General features: G+C 44.8%; 15 protein-coding genes. 14 read left to right on the forward strand and 1 reads right to left on the reverse strand.

What is annotated here, in order from left to right:
• The first annotated feature begins 1 nt into the window (after position 1).
• The 6 genes from leuC to ACYH0O_RS04475 are packed head-to-tail and all read left to right on the forward strand — an operon-like array spanning position 2 to position 5,720.
• The gene (leuC, locus tag ACYH0O_RS04450; RefSeq protein WP_482631331.1) at positions 2 to 1,426 is read left to right on the forward strand and encodes a 3-isopropylmalate dehydratase large subunit; all 1,425 of its coding nucleotides are present in this window, start codon (positions 2 to 4) and stop codon (positions 1,424 to 1,426) included.
• Positions 1,426 to 2,031 (forward strand): 3-isopropylmalate dehydratase small subunit, encoded by a 606-nt coding sequence (gene leuD / locus ACYH0O_RS04455; protein WP_482632493.1) that lies wholly within the window; start codon positions 1,426 to 1,428, stop codon positions 2,029 to 2,031. The genes leuC and leuD overlap by 1 nt, the downstream gene beginning before the upstream one ends.
• Before the next feature lie 45 nt (positions 2,032 to 2,076).
• A complete protein-coding gene (locus ACYH0O_RS04460) occupies positions 2,077 to 2,328 on the forward strand; it encodes a hypothetical protein (protein ID WP_482631332.1) in 252 nt (83 codons plus the stop codon).
• Positions 2,329 to 2,331: 3 nt separating this feature from the next.
• On the forward strand, positions 2,332 to 3,837 hold the full coding sequence (locus ACYH0O_RS04465; RefSeq protein WP_482631333.1) for a sodium:solute symporter family protein: 1,506 nt from the start codon (positions 2,332 to 2,334) through the stop codon (positions 3,835 to 3,837).
• 7 nt (positions 3,838 to 3,844) lie between these two features.
• Positions 3,845 to 5,089: an MFS transporter gene (locus tag ACYH0O_RS04470; protein ID WP_482631334.1), complete on the forward strand. Its 1,245-nt coding sequence runs from the start codon at positions 3,845 to 3,847 to the stop codon at positions 5,087 to 5,089.
• A 34-nt stretch (positions 5,090 to 5,123) separates the two neighbouring features.
• Positions 5,124 to 5,720, forward strand: a complete 597-nt coding sequence (locus ACYH0O_RS04475) for a flavin reductase family protein (protein WP_482631335.1) — start codon at positions 5,124 to 5,126, stop codon at positions 5,718 to 5,720.
• 199 nt (positions 5,721 to 5,919) lie between these two features.
• On the opposite strand, the gene ACYH0O_RS04480 is transcribed toward ACYH0O_RS04475, so the two are convergent.
• The gene (locus tag ACYH0O_RS04480; RefSeq protein WP_482631336.1) at positions 5,920 to 6,201 is read right to left on the reverse strand and encodes a hypothetical protein; all 282 of its coding nucleotides are present in this window, start codon (positions 6,199 to 6,201) and stop codon (positions 5,920 to 5,922) included.
• 263 nt (positions 6,202 to 6,464) lie between these two features.
• On the opposite strand from ACYH0O_RS04480, the gene ACYH0O_RS04485 reads away from it, so the two are divergent.
• From ACYH0O_RS04485 to ACYH0O_RS04520, 8 genes are all read left to right on the forward strand, one after another.
• The gene (locus ACYH0O_RS04485; protein ID WP_482631337.1) at positions 6,465 to 7,712 is read left to right on the forward strand and encodes an MFS transporter; all 1,248 of its coding nucleotides are present in this window, start codon (positions 6,465 to 6,467) and stop codon (positions 7,710 to 7,712) included.
• Between the two features lie 1,007 nt (positions 7,713 to 8,719).
• On the forward strand, positions 8,720 to 10,507 hold the full coding sequence (locus ACYH0O_RS04490; RefSeq protein WP_482631338.1) for a sensor histidine kinase: 1,788 nt from the start codon (positions 8,720 to 8,722) through the stop codon (positions 10,505 to 10,507).
• Positions 10,482 to 12,074: a response regulator transcription factor gene (locus ACYH0O_RS04495; RefSeq protein WP_482631339.1), complete on the forward strand. Its 1,593-nt coding sequence runs from the start codon at positions 10,482 to 10,484 to the stop codon at positions 12,072 to 12,074. Before ACYH0O_RS04490 ends, ACYH0O_RS04495 begins: the two co-directional genes overlap by 26 nt.
• Complete coding sequence (locus ACYH0O_RS04500) at positions 12,071 to 13,408, forward strand: ABC transporter substrate-binding protein (protein WP_482631340.1); 1,338 nt, start codon at positions 12,071 to 12,073, stop codon at positions 13,406 to 13,408. The genes ACYH0O_RS04495 and ACYH0O_RS04500 overlap by 4 nt, the downstream gene beginning before the upstream one ends.
• Positions 13,409 to 13,595: 187 nt before the next feature.
• Positions 13,596 to 14,561, forward strand: coding sequence for an ABC transporter permease (locus ACYH0O_RS04505; RefSeq protein WP_395940606.1), 966 nt, complete (start codon positions 13,596 to 13,598; stop codon positions 14,559 to 14,561).
• A gap of 15 nt (positions 14,562 to 14,576) precedes the next feature.
• Positions 14,577 to 15,455 (forward strand): carbohydrate ABC transporter permease, encoded by an 879-nt coding sequence (locus ACYH0O_RS04510; RefSeq protein WP_148967672.1) that lies wholly within the window; start codon positions 14,577 to 14,579, stop codon positions 15,453 to 15,455.
• Positions 15,456 to 15,484: 29 nt separating this feature from the next.
• Entirely contained in the window at positions 15,485 to 17,098 is a 1,614-nt protein-coding gene (locus ACYH0O_RS04515; protein ID WP_482631341.1) for an ABC transporter substrate-binding protein, read from the forward strand.
• A 64-nt stretch (positions 17,099 to 17,162) separates the two neighbouring features.
• Positions 17,163 to 18,668 carry a glycoside hydrolase family 32 protein gene (locus ACYH0O_RS04520; RefSeq protein WP_482631342.1) on the forward strand — a complete coding sequence of 502 codons (1,506 nt, stop codon included), beginning with the start codon at positions 17,163 to 17,165 and terminating at the stop codon, positions 18,666 to 18,668.
• The last annotated feature ends 4 nt before the right edge of the window (positions 18,669 to 18,672 follow it).

Consider the following 18,672-nt stretch of genomic DNA (forward strand, 5'->3'; position numbering starts at 1 on the left):
GGTGGCTAAAACGTTATATGAAAAGGTTTGGAATAAGCATGTCGTGAAGGAAGAACGGGGTTTCCCATGCCTCTTGTACATCGACTTTCATTTATTGAATGAGGTGACTTCTCCCCAAGCTTTCGAAGGATTAAGGTTGAAGAACCGATCTGTGCGGAGACCGGATTTAACACTTGCGACGATGGATCATGCGATACCGACGACAAATCGCTCCGCCCCCTTTCAAGACAAACTGGCGAAAAAACAGGTAGAGGCTTTAGTGAATAATTGTAAACAATTTGGGATTAAGCTTTTCGATTTGCAAAGTGAATTCCAGGGGATTGTTCATGTTATCGCACCAGAGCTTGGACTGACCCAGCCCGGTCAAACGATTGTGTGTGGAGATAGTCATACGTCCACTCACGGTGCTTTTGGGGCGTTGGCCTTCGGAATTGGAACAAGTGAGGTCGAGCATGTGTTGGCTACTCAGACGTTAAAGCAGTATAAATCCAAGACGCTTGAAATTAATGTAAGCGGTTCCTTGCCGAGTGGAACGACCGCCAAAGACCTTATTCTCACTATTATAGGGAAATTCGGTCACGATTTCGCCACAGGGTATGTGATTGAATACCGAGGAGAAGCGATTCGCAGTCTTTCGATGGAAGAAAGAATGACTGTTTGTAATATGTCCATTGAAATGGGAGGGAGAGCAGGACTCATCCAACCGGATCAAAAAACGTTTGATTATCTAAAAGGAAAGAAATATACCCCGACTGACGGTGAGTGGGAAGAGGCTCTTACGGAATGGAAGGATCTTTATACAGATCCGGATGCTGTTTTTGACTTGTCGATTGAAATGGATGCTTCAGAGGTCGTACCTCAGGTGACATGGGGTACCAACCCCGGCCAGGTTACCGGTATCAACAGCCACATTCCTATGTTGGAACAGGTACCTGCAGAGCAACGAAAATCTTCAGAAAAAGCCATGAAATATATGGGGGTGAGTCCCGGGGTGCCGATTAGCTCCATTTCAATCAATAAAGTGTTTATCGGTTCGTGTACCAATAGTCGTATAGAAGATCTCCGAAAAGCTGCCCGCATTGTAAAGGGATATAAAGTAGCCCACTCTGTGACCGCATTAGTGGTCCCAGGATCTCAACAGGTGAAGCGACAAGCAGAACAGGAGGGCCTTGATTCCATCTTTATTCAAGCCGGCTTTCAATGGCGTGAATCAGGCTGCAGTATGTGTCTTGGGATGAACGATGATATTGTTCTCCCAGGTGAACGATGTGCCTCGACGTCTAACCGGAATTTTGAAGGGAGACAGGGTAGAAATGCCAGGACTCATTTAGTGAGCCCTGAAATGGCCGCAGCTGCTGCCATCAAGGGGCATTTTACCGATGTGCGAGCGTGGAAATCACAATCAAAAGAGCAGGTGAAGCCATGATGAAAGCCTTTACTGAAATGACGGGAAAAGTTGTCCCTCTGGATGCGATCAATGTGGATACAGATGCCATCCTTCCCAAACAGTTTCTGAAACGAATAGAACGAACAGGATTTGGAGAATTTCTTTTTTATGATTGGCGGTATGAAAATGGAAAAGAGGTTCAGGAGTTCGTTCTGAATCAGGACATGTACCGGGATGCGACAATCTTATTAACCAGAAAGAATTTTGGCTGCGGCTCTTCAAGAGAACATGCTCCGTGGGCACTCACTGATTTCGGAATACGAGTGATTATCGCTCCGTCTTTTGCAGACATTTTCTATAACAATGCGTTTAAAAATGGTCTGCTGCCGATTGTACTGGAAGGAGGGGAGGTCGAGAATCTATTCCGACATTCGGAGGACATACCGGGTTACAAGTTGACAGTTGACCTTGTCAATCAAACCGTTTCAGATGACAGTGGCTTCAACAGTATTTTCTCTGTTGAACCTTACCGTAAGGAACTGCTCCTAAAGGGACTGGATGAAATCGATTCTACTCTGGCATACCAAGAGATCATTGACTCCTTTGAAAAAAATCACAGCATACATTTTCGACTGAAATCTTAGTCTGGAAAAAGTGATTAAATTGAAAAAAGTGATAGGAGGAAAATCATGAAACCGAATCAAATCAAGGAACCGATCCGGAAGGTGTGGATCTGGGTAGGTTTAATATTGCTTGTTCTTGCGATTGTCCCTTGGTATTTTCCATCTGGTGCCGTTGAACCCATCATTCTTGGATTTCCGTTATGGGCTTTTATTTCTACTATTTTTTCCATCGTGCTGTGCGGTTACTTGAGCTGGTTATGTGTGAGTCAATGGAACATTGTTGAGGATGAAGAAGAGCAGATGAAAAGGGGAGAGTAGAATATGAATCTAACGTTTGCAGGATTGGATGGCATTATCATCCTGTCGGCATTTGCCATTATCATGCTGGTTATTGGGTATTTTTCTGGGAGAGGGGAAAAGGACTTACATCAAAGTTTGTCCGGATATTACTTAGCCGGGAGAAATTTAGGGTTTATTGCTTTGTTCTTTACCCTTTATGCCACTCAGTATAGTGGCAATACCATTGTAGGGTATGCTCCGTCTGCCTATCGAACAGGATTTTCCTGGCTTCAGTCGATTTCATTCATGACCATCATCATCGGTGTTTATCTATTATTCGCCCCCAGGCTCTATGTCATCGCCAAACGAAAGAACTTTGTCACACCGACAGATTGGATTCAACACCGATTTAACTCGAAGGCGGTCACACTTCTTAGCATTTTCCTCATGCTATGGGGACTTGGTAACTATTTGTTAGAACAACTGGTCGCCATCGGTCAGGCTGTATCCGGTATGACAGGGGGAACGATTCCTTATCAGATTGCGGTACTCGTATTTATTTTCGTGATGCTTGCGTATGAGTGGATGGGAGGAATGAAAGCGGTTGCCTTTACAGACGTCATGCAAGGCCTGATCCTGATGGTGGGGATCATTGTGTTCCTAATCGGGGGATTGTACCTCGTTGGAGGGAACTTTGGAGATGTGACTCGCTACATCAATGAGATGGAACCTGTTAAAACCGCGGTTCCTTCAACGGATGTTTCCATTAACTGGTTCAGTATGCTCCTGCTTGTCGGGTTAGGTGCAAGTATTTATCCACATGCCGTTCAGAGGATTTACTCTGCCCAGAGTGAGAAGACATTGAAGAAGTCCTTTTCACGGATGGCATGGATGCCGCCTATTACGACAGGTTTGGTATTCGTCATCGGTATTATAGGAATCATGCTTTATCCTGGTTTAGATACAGGGGGTTCTGAACAAATTGTGGGGTTGATGGCTAATGATATTGCTGCGATTAATCCATTCTTCTATTGGGTAATGATTATTTTCTTCGGTGGGATTGTCGCAGCCATTGTTTCTACTGCCGATTCCGTATTATTAAGTTTCTCTTCTATGCTGTCTAATGATGTGTATGGAAAGTTTATCAGTCCTGGTGCCTCAGAACATAGAAAGGTAATGGTCGGAAAAGTGGGCGGAATCATCGCCGTATTTCTGCTTCTATGGATCGCATGGAATCCACCAGGGACGTTATATGAAATCTTTGTCTTGAAATTTGAGCTATTGGTCCAAGTATTCCCTGCGTTTGTTCTTGGACTTTATTGGAAACGATTGGAGAAACGATCGGTGTTTTGGGGGATGTTGATTGGAGCCGTGCTTGCAGGGTTATTAACCTTCACTGGGCATAAAACAGTGTATGGAATTCATGGGGGAGTCATAGGGCTATCCTTGAACTTCCTGATTTGTGTGGCAGGATCTCTTCTCGTTCCCGTTTCGAAAAAGCGCATGGTTGTTGAGGATGAACCTTTGTCATTCAATGTGAAAGCATAACTGACCAATGAATGCATCTCATCCACAAATGAAAAGGACGGTCTTTCAGGAACCTTGGAAAATGCTTGCCTGTCTCCTCCTTGCCCAATTATTAGTGGCTTTTATTGGTCGAAGTGTGGGGCCGTTGGGTGTATTAATCGGGGAAGATCTGGAGTTAAGTAAGTCCCAAATTGGCATGTTGCCTGCCGCCCTTTTTTTGGGGCAGGCACTTGCTTCCATTCCAGTCGGATTCGTCGTCGATCAAACCGGTTCTAAAACCTTACTCCTTCTTATTTCTTTATGCGTAGGCAGCAGCTTCATCCTCATGACATTTTCCCATCAATTTGGGTTCGTCCTCCTCCTTGTCGTCATTGGCGGATTGGGGTATGGGGCGATGCATCCTGTTACAAACAAGGGAATCATTCACTGGTTCCAACAGACTCAACGTGGATTTGCCATGGGGATTAAGCAGACGGGCATCACGACAGGCTCAGCTCTTGCAGGACTGGTCCTGCTTCCGCTTTCCGCCATGTATGGGTGGAGGCATGTGGTCGCGGTTGCCTGTCTTCTGTTGATCATTGGGGGAGTCGTCTCTTTTACCCTTTATCATGATTCAATTAAAGAATCTACTAATCGAATAAATGAGAACCGCTCCTCATTTCTCCATTCCATGCAAAACATGATGAAGAATAAACCGTTGATGCTAGTCAGCATTAGTGCGATGGGATTGAGTGGTTCCCAATTATGCCTGGTCACTTATATTGTCATCTATTGCTATGAATACTTGCATATCTCCCTCTTTTTGTCAGGTGTACTTCTAGTCATTTCAGAAGTATGTGGATCCATCGGCAGAATCGTCTGGGGAGTCATCAGTGATAGGTTATTTAAAGGGAAACGTGTCATCATCCTGATGGTTATTTCGGGAATAGCCGGGATCTCAAGCATGACCCTGGCATTCCTGCCTCCCTTTACGGCATTTGAGGTGATGATCCCTGTCACGATGGTGTTTGGGTTTGCCATATCCGGTTTTAATGCAATCTGGATGAATGTGGCCAGTGAGGTTGTGGACACTAAGTTCTCTGGACTATCCAGTGGTTTTAGTATCACCCTTGGCTCCTTAGGAGTGATCACATTACCACCGCTTTTTGGTTTTATCGTCGATTTCTTCGGAAGTTTTACAGCTGGATGGTTCATGATTGTAGGCGTGATGATCATTGTGTTTGCATTGTTACTACTATTATTAAAAGAAATGAAAACAAGGATGGCCTACTAGAGGTGCGAGTTACAAATGAAAGGAGAAGGGAATAGTGGAATTTAATCCTGCTGAGTTAGAAGAGAAACAAGTATATAAGCTACTAAGTGGATCCGTTGTCCCAAGACCCATCGCATGGGTTTCAACCATATCCAAATCGGGTGAACTAAATTTGGCACCATTCAGCTTTTTTTCGGTTGCCTCTAGAAATCCTCCTATGCTCTCAATTTCCGTTGGGCCAGGTGTTGGAGAGAGGGAGGGAACCGAAAAGGATACGCTCGTCAATATTCGAGGACAAAAAGAATTCGTCATCAATGTCGTTCCCACATTCCTTGGAAACGAAATGCAAAAAAGTGCAGAAAACCTTCCCAGCAGCGTCAATGAGTTTGAAGCGGCAGGAGTCACACCCATTGACAGTGTCATCGTCCAACCAAAACGAGTAAAAGAAGCACCGATTCAAATGGAATGTAAGCTCGAACAAATCCTTGCACTTGGAAGTGACCACTTAATTATCGGTAGAATGGTCCGTTACCATATAGAAGATGATTACTATCTAGGAAACTACAAAATCAACTTGGATCGACTTCAACCACTCGGGAGACTTGCGGGAAATTATAGTGAAATGAGCTCGTTTTTTCATCTGCCAAGGTGAGAGGAAGCATGGGGACGGTTCTGTTGCGTTGTGTATTTTTAAGAAATGGTGCCTGACCCCTAGAAGGTCAGGCACCGTTTTTGGGTTTACTGGAAAGTCTAACAAAAGAAAAATCGAAGAAATGGAGTGTGGATCATGGTGAGAGGAAACGAAGAGTAGTAAAAGGTAATCGTCATAACTTTGTATCGAGGAATGACAATTAACCTTCAGATCGATTCTCAAGGGTGAAAATCCGTTTATCAATATCTGTGATTCTTGTATTCAGATAATGAAAGTCCGTTTCAGAACGTTGGTTGCCTATTTTTAACATATCAATGACATCTTTTGTTTGAGATGCTTCGATTCTATTAACCGTTTCCTTTATCTCTTTTAAATCACTTCCGAATTCCTTCAGGTTACGATCAAATTTCTTCAGGTTACGGTCGAATGCCTTCATGTTCTGTTGAATATCAGATAACATGTTCACGATTTGCTTGTCCATTTATCTCACCTCCTTCCTACTATTATAGTTGAAGTGAATCAATGATACTACCTTGATATTGTGTGAACTGGCAAGCGGAGGGGACAGGTACCTGAGTCCAGATATAGACGGAAGCAGGAGAACCGACCCCGTACTTCGTTTTTACATGTTACTAATAAGGGCAGGTTTCAAATCTTCAGCCAAAGAACTCTTAGTAAATTATGTTACTACATTATAAAGTCCTCCATATATATAGGAATAAAAGCAAACAGGGGTAGATTGCAATGGACATACACACTAACAGATTCAGATGGGTTATCTTTGCTTCCGTATTGTTTACTTACTTAATCATATCGAGTCAACGGACGGCTCCGGGTTTGATTACAGACAAATTAATGGCTGATTTTAGTGTGAGGGCTTCCACGATCGGATTGGTGGCAAGTATTCAGTTTTTTGTATACACTGGCTTACAAATTCCAATGGGTATTTTGGTTGATCGATATGGACCGAATCTTTTTCTTATTTCCGGTGCGGCACTTACTGGTATAGGTACAATCCTTTATAGTTTGGGCACACATGCCTTTATCCTATTTTTTGCCCGAATCCTAACGGGAATCGGGGATGCGACCATCTGGGTAAGTATGGTGTTAATACTGAGTCTGTGGTTTGGCAAGGGGGAATTCCCACGATTAATTGGTTTGGCCGGGATGACAGGAAGCCTGGGCTTCCTATTGGCGACCGTTCCTTTCTCTGCAGTGATCGTCTCGTTTGGATGGAGGGGATCATTTCTATCAACGGGGATTCTTTTGTGTGTATGGAGTTTTTTTCTTTTTTTGATACTTGTCAAAAAACCAAAACAGCCGTTACTTGTGAAAAGTACATTACAACATGAAAAAATACCAGTGTTACTGCGAAGAATTTTCTTAAATCGACAGGCCTGGGCATTATTCTTGTGTCACTTTGGGATTGTAGGAGGATATATAGGGTTTATCGGTTCATGGGCGGTTCCCTATGCAATGGATGTATATGGAATGACACGTATAGAAGCAAGCCAGGTCATTATGATCAGCCTAATTGGAGCACTAGTTGGAGCACCGCTTATAGGATGGGTTTCAAGCTATTTAGGAAAAATTAAACGGCCCTATGTTGTTTTTCATATCACGGTTTTAATGTGTTGGACTGCCTTTTTATTATTTAAAGGGCAACCGCCACTTTTCCTGGTGATAATCCTATTCTTTATCATAGGATTTGGATTCGGGGCAAATTCATTGACATTTGCCGCAGTTCGTAAATCTTTTCCTGTAACGGAATCCGGCAGCGTTTCAGGGTTTGCGAATACGGGTGGATTTCTAAGTGCCGTATTACTGCCCGGCGTTTTTGGCTCCATATTGGAAAGTGTTCAGTCGTCATCGGGCAGTATCAGTGATGGATACTTCTACGGTTTCTTCACCCCGATGATATTCTCAATGGTTGGCTTGATCGGTGTGATGTTTTTAAACGAGGAGCAGGGTGCAATTGGTAAGCAGGGGTAGGGCAGGGGTCTTGTCCGCCTCCCCGGCTTTATTTCCTGAGACAGAGTACTGTCTCTATGGAGTAATAAGCTCCTCGTCAAAGCCACGTTATTCATTAGTGCTAAAAATGGTGATTAAACCACCTTTAAGAATCTTTGTTGATTTTAGAAACCAAGGACGAGGCTGGGACAAAACTAAAAAACTACGAAGAAATAAAGGCGAACAATAGAAGTGTAGGTTCTTCATACCGCTAATGATTTCCGTGCAAGACTACGCTTTCCGCGGGTAGCCCGTGAGCCTCCTCGGCAAGCCTGCGGGGTCTCACATAAGCTACTTTTCCCGCAGGAGTCTTCGTCTTGCACTCCAATCAACCGCTGGAAACAGCTAAAATCAAATGTACCGAAAATAAATAATAAACCCGAACAAATCTGCTTACTAGCAAGCAGATTTGTTCGGGTTTTACTTAGACTAAGCACTTTTTCCCAGCCTCGTCCTTATTCCCTTTACATTCTAGCTTGGTATCGGATGCACCGAATAATCACTGACTACAGATTCAGAGCGGATCAGTCTTTCTTGAAGGGCAGCTCTGCTTATCTCTGCACCTATCCCGGTTTCTGATGGTACCTGAATATAGCCGTAGATGCCTTTATTGTTGATCTGGAATCTTTCTTACAATAGGGGTTTTGATGAACTGGGGGCCATTTTAAGGTTCATTACAATGTAATAGTTTTGGGACGTGTGTAGAAATATGTAAGATAATATTCGATTAAACTAAAAAAGGTTTGATAGAATGCCAGTAGGCAAAATCTATCAAACCTTTTATTAACATTTAACATTTAAGATACTCACCCCTATTTCACTTTTAACGATTTAGGTGTCTTTGAAAAAAGCGGGCACCCTCTAAATATCTATAATCATATTCCAACCTCCCCATATCTCTCTGTCTTTTTCCCACCCTCATTCTATGGTAGATTTAAAAGAATAATAGTTTTACTTTTCAAATAATAAGCATCGACCATGGAGGCACTATGTTTTTCTCACTTCGCAACCGATTATTTATGATTTTCACCTTGCTACTGACCTTTCCTTTTCTAGTTCTTTCGATTCTCATTCCCAACTGGTTTACGTCCATAATGGAAGAGCGTACGACGAGTTCGACGATTGAAATGATGGAGCAGTATTCGCTGTATATTGATTCAATCACGTCACAGGCAGAGGATTTAGGAAAACAGGTACTGGTGAACCCTACGACTCAGGAATGGATCAAGTCAGAGGAGGATGACAGGGAGGTAACAGATGCCGAACGTCTTCTGATGAAGAACCAGTTAAAGGCGGAGTTATCTTCAATGATGATCAACAATTCCAAGTCGATGTCCGTATCCGTTTACCTGAGCGATGGGACTGGGACCGCCGGGAATCTTCCTCCTCTAGAGAAAACAAATTGGTTCGATGAATTCTATAAAGACGATCAGCGTTGGCTTCGGTCTCATAATGATCTGATGGCGGAACAGGTTAACAGTTACCTTCTGCCACTCTTTGATATCAATACGCTTGATTTATCCGGGGTGATCAAGGTGAATTTTCCATCGTCCCTTCTTGAGAATGCATTAAGCAAGATCAAGCTGGGTGAGAACGGAAGAGTCTATCTACTGGACAGCCTCGGAAGAAATGTGCTGACGGGCAGCATTGATACACCGGAGAGGGTAGTAAAAGAAAGCTTAAAGACGATTAAGATGGAGCCCAAAAGCTCCGGATTAATAGAGGTCCCTTTTGAGAAGGAAGAGTATATGATTTTCTATCAGAAGGCAAGGGTAGGGGAATGGGTGCTGGTCAGTGAAATTACCAAGTCAGAATTGTTCTCTCAGATCAACGAGCTTCAAAGGAACCTCCTTTTGACGAGTGGGTGGATTTTCTTATTGACGATCATGGCGTCTTATCTCCTTTCTTCTACCATCGTAAAGCCTTTAGGGAAATTGACCGGTGCCATGAAGCTTGTTGAAAAGGGAGAATTTAAGAATGCGAAGCAATTGATTCCTTCCATTAAGACAGCAAATGATGAGATTGGTTATGTGGTGGATGTGTTCGGCCAGACGACCAACCGCCTCGACACCCTGATTGAAACGGAATATGAAGCCAATATACGCAGACGGGATGCGGAATACAAGGCGCTGCTCCTGCAAATCAATCCTCATTTCCTCAATAATACCCTGGAGACCATCGGTGGGCTCGCAGCTCAAGGGAAGAACAAAGAGGTGATTGATGTCACGATCCATTTAGGGAGAATCATGAGATATTCCCTCAATACGGAATCGGACATGGTGACCCTCGGGGAAGAAATGACCTATATACGGAGGTTTATGGAAATCCTGAAGCTGCGATATGAAGAGGCGCTCTCTGTTTCTATTGAGGAGGATCCTGCAGCCTCTACGCTCCCGATCATTAAGTTTGTCATCCAGCCACTCGTGGAGAATTCGGTTAAATATAGTTTCATAGAGAAAACGGAGGCCGTTCTTCGAATTTCGACGAAGAAAGTGAATGACTGGGTTGAGATTGTGATTGAGGACAATGGAATCGGAATCCCTGAGTCTATTGTAGAAGAATTGAAGCGTGACCTGGGTCGTCATGAATCGCGGCAGGTATTGGAAAGCAAAGGGCGCAGCATCGGGCTTAAAAATGTCCTGGGGCGTTTGAAACTATATTACGGAGAGAATTTTACCTATCACATTACATCAGAAAAGAATCTAGGCACAACTATTGTCTTACGAATAAAAAGTGGAGAGGGGGATCTTCATGCTGAAGGTGATTCTGGTCGATGATGAAATTCAAATCCGAAGAGGGTTGAAGTGGAAAGTGGACTGGGAAGAAGAAGGCTTTGTTATTGCCGGTGAAGCCTCCAATGGCAAGGAAGCGTTACAGGTTATCGAAGAGGTGATGCCTGATCTTGTCCTGACCGATGTCAGGATGCCGGTCTTGGATGGGATGCAGCTTGTGAAAGCGTTATCGGGTAAGTATCCTGATATCAAGGTGATCGTCCTGTCGGGATACTCGGATTTCGAGTATGTACGTTCCTCTTTGGTCGAAGGAGTGAAGGATTATCTGCTTAAGCCCGTTGATCCGGAGGAATTGACGGCTGCCCTCAGAAAGAGCAGGGGCGAGGTTGAAGCGGAGAAGCAGAGAAGAATGGAAACGGTCAGAATGAACCAATTCCACGCCGAGGAAATGAGAGAGCAGTATCTGCTTCATTTGGTGAAGGATGAATGGGCAGGGAAGAATATTTCCGGGGAGAGACTGAGTCAGCTGAAGCTTGATGTTCTGGCAGGTGAGGACACGGTCGTCCAGTTCATCACCGTAGAGATTCGAAGTAGTGACCCCGAACAGGTTAGGGATTTGTTTCTGCCCTTCAAGATGTTGTGCCGGGAATTATCCTACGAGCATGAAGGAATCATGTCCTTCTACGACACGAGCTATCAGAATATGATTCATTTCTTATGTCTACAACACTCGGGGGGAAATTCAATCCATACTTTTGTTCAGGAATTGCAACGGAATGTCAGCAGCTATCTGAATGTTGAAACGGTCACTGGGGTGGGAAAAGTAGTCACGGGTTTATCTCAATTAAAGAACGGATACATATCCTCCCTTCTCTCCTGGAGTCAAAGTTCCGCTGATGCCACGTCCCAATTCATTGACGGGACAACGAGTAAACAGACCGTGGAATTCACTGACGATGTGGAATGGAAGTTGTCAAACAGCATGGAGCAGGGCGATTATGAGACATTCAAGAAACATCTACTGACTACCCTTGCTGAATGCGACCGGCAATCGGTGATGTCTTATTCCTTTGCTGCTAGCCGGGTGCTCTTCATGCTTGGATCCATGGCAAGGAAATATGATCTGTATACCGATGACTTGAAAAAGAAGATGTGGAATTGTCAACTGGGTATATGGGAACTGACTTCCCGGGAGCGGGTCAAAGGAGAACTGCTAGAGTTAGCAAGAATGATTGCGGATAAGGTGAGTGAAACCCGTCATTCTTCTAATGGAATTGCCATCGTGGAAAATGTAAGGCGGTATATGGACAAGCATTACACCAATGAAATTTCACTCACCTCCCTTGCTGATCAATTCCATATCAACTCGGCCTATTTATCGGAGATGTTCAAAGAACTGGTAGGACAGAATTTCAGTGATTATCTCGTCAACCTTCGAATGGACAAAGCCCGTTCCCTGTTGATGGATGAACAGTTAAAGATCATCGAGATTGCCCATCTTGTCGGCTATTCCAATTCCGGCTATTTCAGCACTGTATTCAAGAAGCGATTTGGACAAAAGCCACTTGATTACCGGAAATCCATGACAGTGGATAAGGGGGAGGCACGATGAAGTATAAATTAACCGCCATCTATGTACTGGCTGCGCTACTCATGTTGGCAGCAGGGATCTACAGCATCTTCACTTTTACCTCATTCCAGGAAACCAGCAGAGATAAGGACGGAGAAATGATGGATGAACAAGCCAAGATCCACCTGACATTCTGGAGAAACAAGGGGACAGAACTTGAGAATCAGGCGTATGAAGAACTGGTGGCTGACTTTAATAAGGAGCATCCCACGATCGAAGTGGAGATGGTCCCTATCCCTTATGGGGATTATGAGTTGAAGCTTAGAACTGAGATGGCAGCAGGTGACCCACCTGATATTTTGACGATCGATACGCCGACTCTTGCCCTTTATGCAAGTGCGGGTGGTCTGCTGTCTTTGGATGATTATATGAGACAAGATGGTCATATTGAGGATCTCGCAACCCCTACGTTGAAGGGGATCACATACGAGGATGAAATCTATTTATCACCCATTGCAGAATCAAGTGTGGCTCTTTTTTATAACATCCATTTGTTTGAAAAAGCAGGGGTTCCCCTCCCTTCCAAAAATCCACATGACCCGTTGACTTGGGATGAGGTCCTCGAGGCAGCTAAGAAAATCTCTGCTTTAGCACCTGACATCACGGGAATAGACCCGGCCCAGGGATTTCCGGATGGGGAGTCGCCATCCTACTTCAAGATGCCTATCCTTTGGCAATTTGGAGGAGATGTACTGGATCCGGGCAATCAGACAGCGAGTGGATATTTGAACTCCCCTGCCTCATTGAAAGCCCTCCAGTTTTATAAGGATTTATATCAGAAACACGAGGTGGCAAATGTCGAACTCCCCGAGGAAGCATTGGAGACCGATAGGCTCGGTATGACGGTCCTCGGTTCCTGGATGGTGGAGAGTCTCAGTATGATGAACCCTGATTTCCGGCTGGGTGAGGATTTCGGGATTACCGCCCTGCCGAAAGGGAGCGAACAGGCGGTTCCAAACGGAGGGTGGTCCCTCGGAATTTCGTCTGAAACTGCCTATCCCGATGAAGCATGGGAGTTTATCCGATATGTCACAAGCTTTGAAGGTGCAAAGAAATATGTGGAGATCACCGGGGATGTTCCGGCTCGTTATTCTGTTGCAGAAGCCTTTCCCGAGTTCAATGAGTATCCGAAGAATATTTTCGTGGAACAGGCACAAAAGTACTCAAGGAATCGACCGATCACCCCAGCCTATCCTGTCGTGAGCGAGGCAGTCAAAGCGCTATTTGAAGACGTGGGAATCGGAGGGAAGGACATCAATGCTTCTGCAGAAGAGGCAGTCAACAAGATAAATGAAGAACTGAATGATTTGGACTAGAAACCTTTGGCAGCTGCCAGAGGTTTTTTTTGTGCAGAAAACTTCCAAAAAATTTAAACTGTTTCATCCGAAAATAGTAAACGTTTTCATTCTGGGATTCTAGTAAAGTGAACTCAACAGACATCCTCACCGAAATGGGCAGGGTCATTGTTTCTGAACAAAGTGATTTATAAAGGGGGTCAAAAGATTGCAAGAACTTGCGAAGGCAGATACACCAGTCATAACGGAAACAAAGAAAAATTCGAAACTCAAAACCAAGCTCCATTATATGAAGAAAAACTATATTCTCTATTTGTTTCTTGCACCAGCCATCATTCTTACGATCATTTTCAAGTATGTTCCCATGTATGGGGCATCCATTGCATTTAAGGATTTCAGTCCCATCAGGGGGATCAATGGAAGTGAATGGGTGGGATTCAAGCACTTTACGGACTTTTTATCGTCTCCGAATTTCATGGATATTCTGGTCAATACTCTGAAATTAAGTTCCTTCGAGCTTCTGATCGGGTTTCCGATCCCGATCATACTTGCGCTGATGTTGAATCAGCTCCGGAAAGCAGGGGTGAAGAAGAATATTCAACTCATCCTTTATGCACCACATTTTATCTCAGTCGTCGTCATCTCAGGGATGATCTTTCTCTTCCTATCACCTACGGGACCGATTAATGCGATGCTGTCGGTTTTTACGGATAAGCCGATTTCATTCATGTCTGATCCCGATGCCTTCAGAAGCATCTATATCTGGTCAGGGGTTTGGCAGGGCGCGGGGTGGGCCTCGATCATTTATGTGGCGGCACTCGCCAATGTGGATCCCCAGCTTCACGATGCAGCAACCGTGGATGGGGCGTCCCTGCTGCAACGCATCTGGCATATCGATCTTCCGACGCTGAAGCCTGTAATGGCGGTCCTGTTCATCCTGGCTGCAGGAGGCATCATGGCGATTGGATTTGAGAAAGCCTATCTGTTACAGACGTCTATGAACCTTCCAACCTCGGAAATCATTTCGACCTATGTATACAAGCGAGGGCTGCAGGCAGGTGACTATTCATTCGCCACGGCGGTAGGACTGTTCAATGCTGTCATCAATGTCATCTTATTGGTTTTCGTAAACCGTGTGGTCAAGAAATTAAACGAAGGCGAAGGTCTTTTATAGAAAGGGGGAAACGGGATGTACCAATACACCAGGAGTGACAAACTCATTCTTTTCATTAACAAAATCCTGCTTGGGGGAATTGTAATCATTGTTCTGTTCCCTTTGATATACGTTCTACTTTCCTCGGTTCTTGAGCCGAATGTTCTGGTGAAAAAAGGATTTCTCATCAGCGGTTCGGATTGGACGCTCGAGGGATATAAACGAATCTTCGAGGACGGTACCATCGTCAAAGGATTCATCAACTCGATTCTCTATTCTGTCGGATTTACGCTCATCACTGTGAGTGTCTGCATCTTTGCCGGCTATTCCCTCTCGGCTGAAGGGCTTGTCGGACGAAAGTTCATCATGGTGTTCTTTCTCATCACCATGTTCTTCAACGGAGGGTTAATCCCGACGTATATGGTGGTGAAGGACTTAGGGATGCTAAACACGATTTGGGCGATCATCCTTCCCAATGCCATCAACGTTTGGTTCATTATCCTGGCAAGAACGTATTTCAAATCGATTCCGAATGAATTGAAGGAAGCAGCAAGGATCGACGGGGCATCGGAGTTCAAGATTTTCTTGAATATCGTGTTTCCGTTGTCAAAGCCGATCATCTTTGTCATCGCGCTCTATGCGTTCATCGCACAATGGAATTCATATTTCGATGCGATGATCTACCTTGAAGACCGGGATTTATACCCGTTACAGCTCGTCCTGCGATCGATCCTTATCCAGAATGAGGTGCAGCCGGGAATGATCGCTGACCAGCAGGCGGCAGCGGAACTCCAAAGAATTTCAGAGATGATCAAGTATTCATCCATCGTATTAGCAAGCTTGCCGCTGATCATTATGTATCCATTCTTCCAGAAATACTTTGAAAAAGGTGTTATGGTGGGATCTTTAAAATAATCTATATTTTTATCAATGGGGGTTTAACAATGGGGAAAAAGACGAAGACAATGTCGGTACTTCTGATGTCAGGCATGCTGCTTGCAGCCGGGTGCAGCAACAACAGTGAAAGTGCTTCTTCTGAGAATTATGAACTGGAAAATGTGAAGTTTCCGTTAGAGGAGCAGGTGACGCTTAAGATGATGACATCCAGCTCACCACTTGCTCCGGATGATCCAAATGAAAAGCTGATCTTCAAAAGGCTCCAGGAAGAAACGGGAGTGAAGATCGACTGGACCAATTATACAGCGGGGGAAACCTTCAATGAAAAACGGAATCTGGCTGTCGCGAGCGGCGAGCTTCCAGACGCGATCATGAATGCGGGATACAGTGATTATGAGCTGTTGAAGCTTGCGAAGGATGGAGCGATCGTTCCTGTTGAGGATCTGATCGATGAGCATATACCCAACCTGAAAAAGGTCTTGGAAGATGCGCCTGAATATCGCTCGATGATGACGGCACCGGATGGACATATTTATTCCTTCCCTTGGATTGAAGAGCTGGGATCAGGGAAGGAAAGCATCCACTCCGTCGATGACTTCCCATGGATCAACGTCGAATGGCTGAATAAACTGGACCTTGAAATGCCGAAAACGACGGATGAACTGAAAGAAGTTCTCAGGGCATTCAAGACTCAGGATCCAAACGGGAACGGAGAGGCCGATGAAATCCCGATGTCCTTCATCATTAATCATGGAGGGGAAGATGTGTCCTTCTTGTTCGGTTCATTCGGACTCGGTGAGAACTGGGATCACACCGTCGTCACAAATGACGGGGAAGTGAAGCTGACGGCAGCCGACGAAGGGTATAAGGATGCCATCAATTATTTGAATGAATTATATAAAGAAGATTTGATTGACGTAGAAGCTTTTGAACAGGACTGGAACACCTACCTGTCGAAAGGGAAAGAAGGACGTTACGGCATGTATTTCACATGGGATAAAGCCAACATCACGGGTATGAACGATCAATACGACCTCATGCCTGCCCTTGAAGGACCTGATGGAACGAAGAATGTGGCGAGAACGAACGGCATGGGATTTGACCGGAATAAAATGGTCATCACGAGTGCTAACGAGAACCTTGAATTAACGGCGAAATGGATCGATCAATTCTATAACCCGCTTCAATCGGTTCAAAATAACTGGGGAACATACGGGGATGACAAACAGCAAAACATCTTCGAAATGGATAGTGCCAGTCATTCATTAAAACACCTTCCATTAGAAGGAACGGCTCCTGTTGAGCTCAGAGAAAAGACATCCGTCGGCGGTCCACTGGCAATCTTGGACGAATACTATGGAACCGTGACGACGAAACCGGATGATGCTGCCTGGAGACTGGGACTCATGAAGGATGTCATGGTACCGGATATGAAGGCAGAAAACATCTATCCAAAAGTATTCTTCTCCCTTGAGGAATTAGATAAGCTTTCAAAGATCGAGACCGATTTGCTTGCTTATGTGAAGCGTAAAAAGGCGGAATGGATCACCAACGGGAAAGCTGATGAAGAATGGGCGGATTACTTGAAAGAACTCGATCGCCTCGGGTTACAGGAATGGCTTAAAATCAAGCAGGATGGATATGACCGTAACCAATCATAATCAAATTCAGGCTGTACCTTGCTTAGGCGATCGTGCAGCCTTTCGAATGCAAAGGAGAATTCTTATGACGAATCATTATCAAGAAAAAACGAGCCTTTATTCAGAAACCTATCGTCCGCAATTTCATTTTTCCCCGAAGGAAAAGTGGCTGAATGATCCGAATGGGATGGTCTATTTCGAAGGGGAATATCATCTATTCTTTCAATATCATCCACAAGGAACCACGTGGGGACCGATGCACTGGGGGCATGCGGTTAGTCGTGATTTGATCCATTGGGAGGAGCTGCCGATTGCTCTTTATCCTGACGAGCATGGTGCTATTTTCTCTGGAAGCGCCGTGGTGGATTGGAAGAATACATCGGGCTTCTTTGAAAAGGGAAATGGGGGGCTGGTCGCCATTTATACAAGTGCGGACTCATATCCGGATTCCGATCGTCCAAGACAGAGGCAAAGTCTTGCCTATAGTCATGATCATGGCAGGACGTGGAAGAAATACGACGGGAATCCTGTCCTGTCAGATGAAGACATTACCGATTACCGGGACCCCAAAGTGTTTTGGCATGAGGAATCTGAACGTTGGGTCATGGTGCTGGCGACGGGTCAGACGATTACCATTTATACGTCCCCTAACTTGATCGACTGGGAGTTTGCCAGTGAATTCGGTCAGGACGAAGGGGCCCATTCCGGAGTATGGGAATGCCCGGATCTGTTTCCACTCATGGTCGACGGAAATCCCGATCATGTGAAATGGGTGATGCTCGTGAGCATCGGTGACAATCCCGATTTCAAAGAAGGTTCAAGGACCCAGTACTTTGTTGGGGACTTTGACGGCAAGACGTTTATAAACAATCAAGCTGCGGACACCATCCTCTGGCTTGATCACGGAAGGGACAATTATGCGGGAGTGAGCTGGTCCGATATCCCTGAAAAGGACGGAAGACGTATCTATCTTGGATGGATGAACAACTGGAGATATGCAAACCAGGTTCCGACTGAAACGTGGAGAGGAGCCATGACGTTGCCTAGAGAAATGACCTTGATTTCTACTACAGATGGAGTTCAGCTTTTACAAAAACCTGTATCCGAGATGAATAGAATCAGAAAAGAATCAAAGGTCAGCAAGGCAATAGTACTAACGGAAGAAGCATACTTAATGGAAGTGAATCATGAATTAATGGAAGTGAATCTCGTTGTAGCGTTGGATGAGGCAAAGGAATTCAGCTTGGCTATCCACCATTCATCCGATGAGAAAACCAGTATTCGGTACGATCGAATCACCCACTTGTTATCCGTCGATCGGACTCATTCAGGAGAAAACGGGTTTTCGGATTCGTTTCCCGGAATATCCGAATGCCTTGTGGAATTAATGGAAGATAAGCTTATCCTTCAGCTATTCTTGGACGCTTCTTCCTTGGAGGTATTCGCACAGGGAGGCCGGAGAGCATTAACCAGCCTGATTTTCCCACAGGGAACGAATCACACCCTTTCCCTCACTGCCCTTGGAGAGGGTGTCCAGGTTGAAGTACTCTCGGTTACGGAACTTTCATCTATCTGGGAAAAGGGAGTTTGAGATT

The organism is Rossellomorea sp. H136, assembly GCF_056838065.1.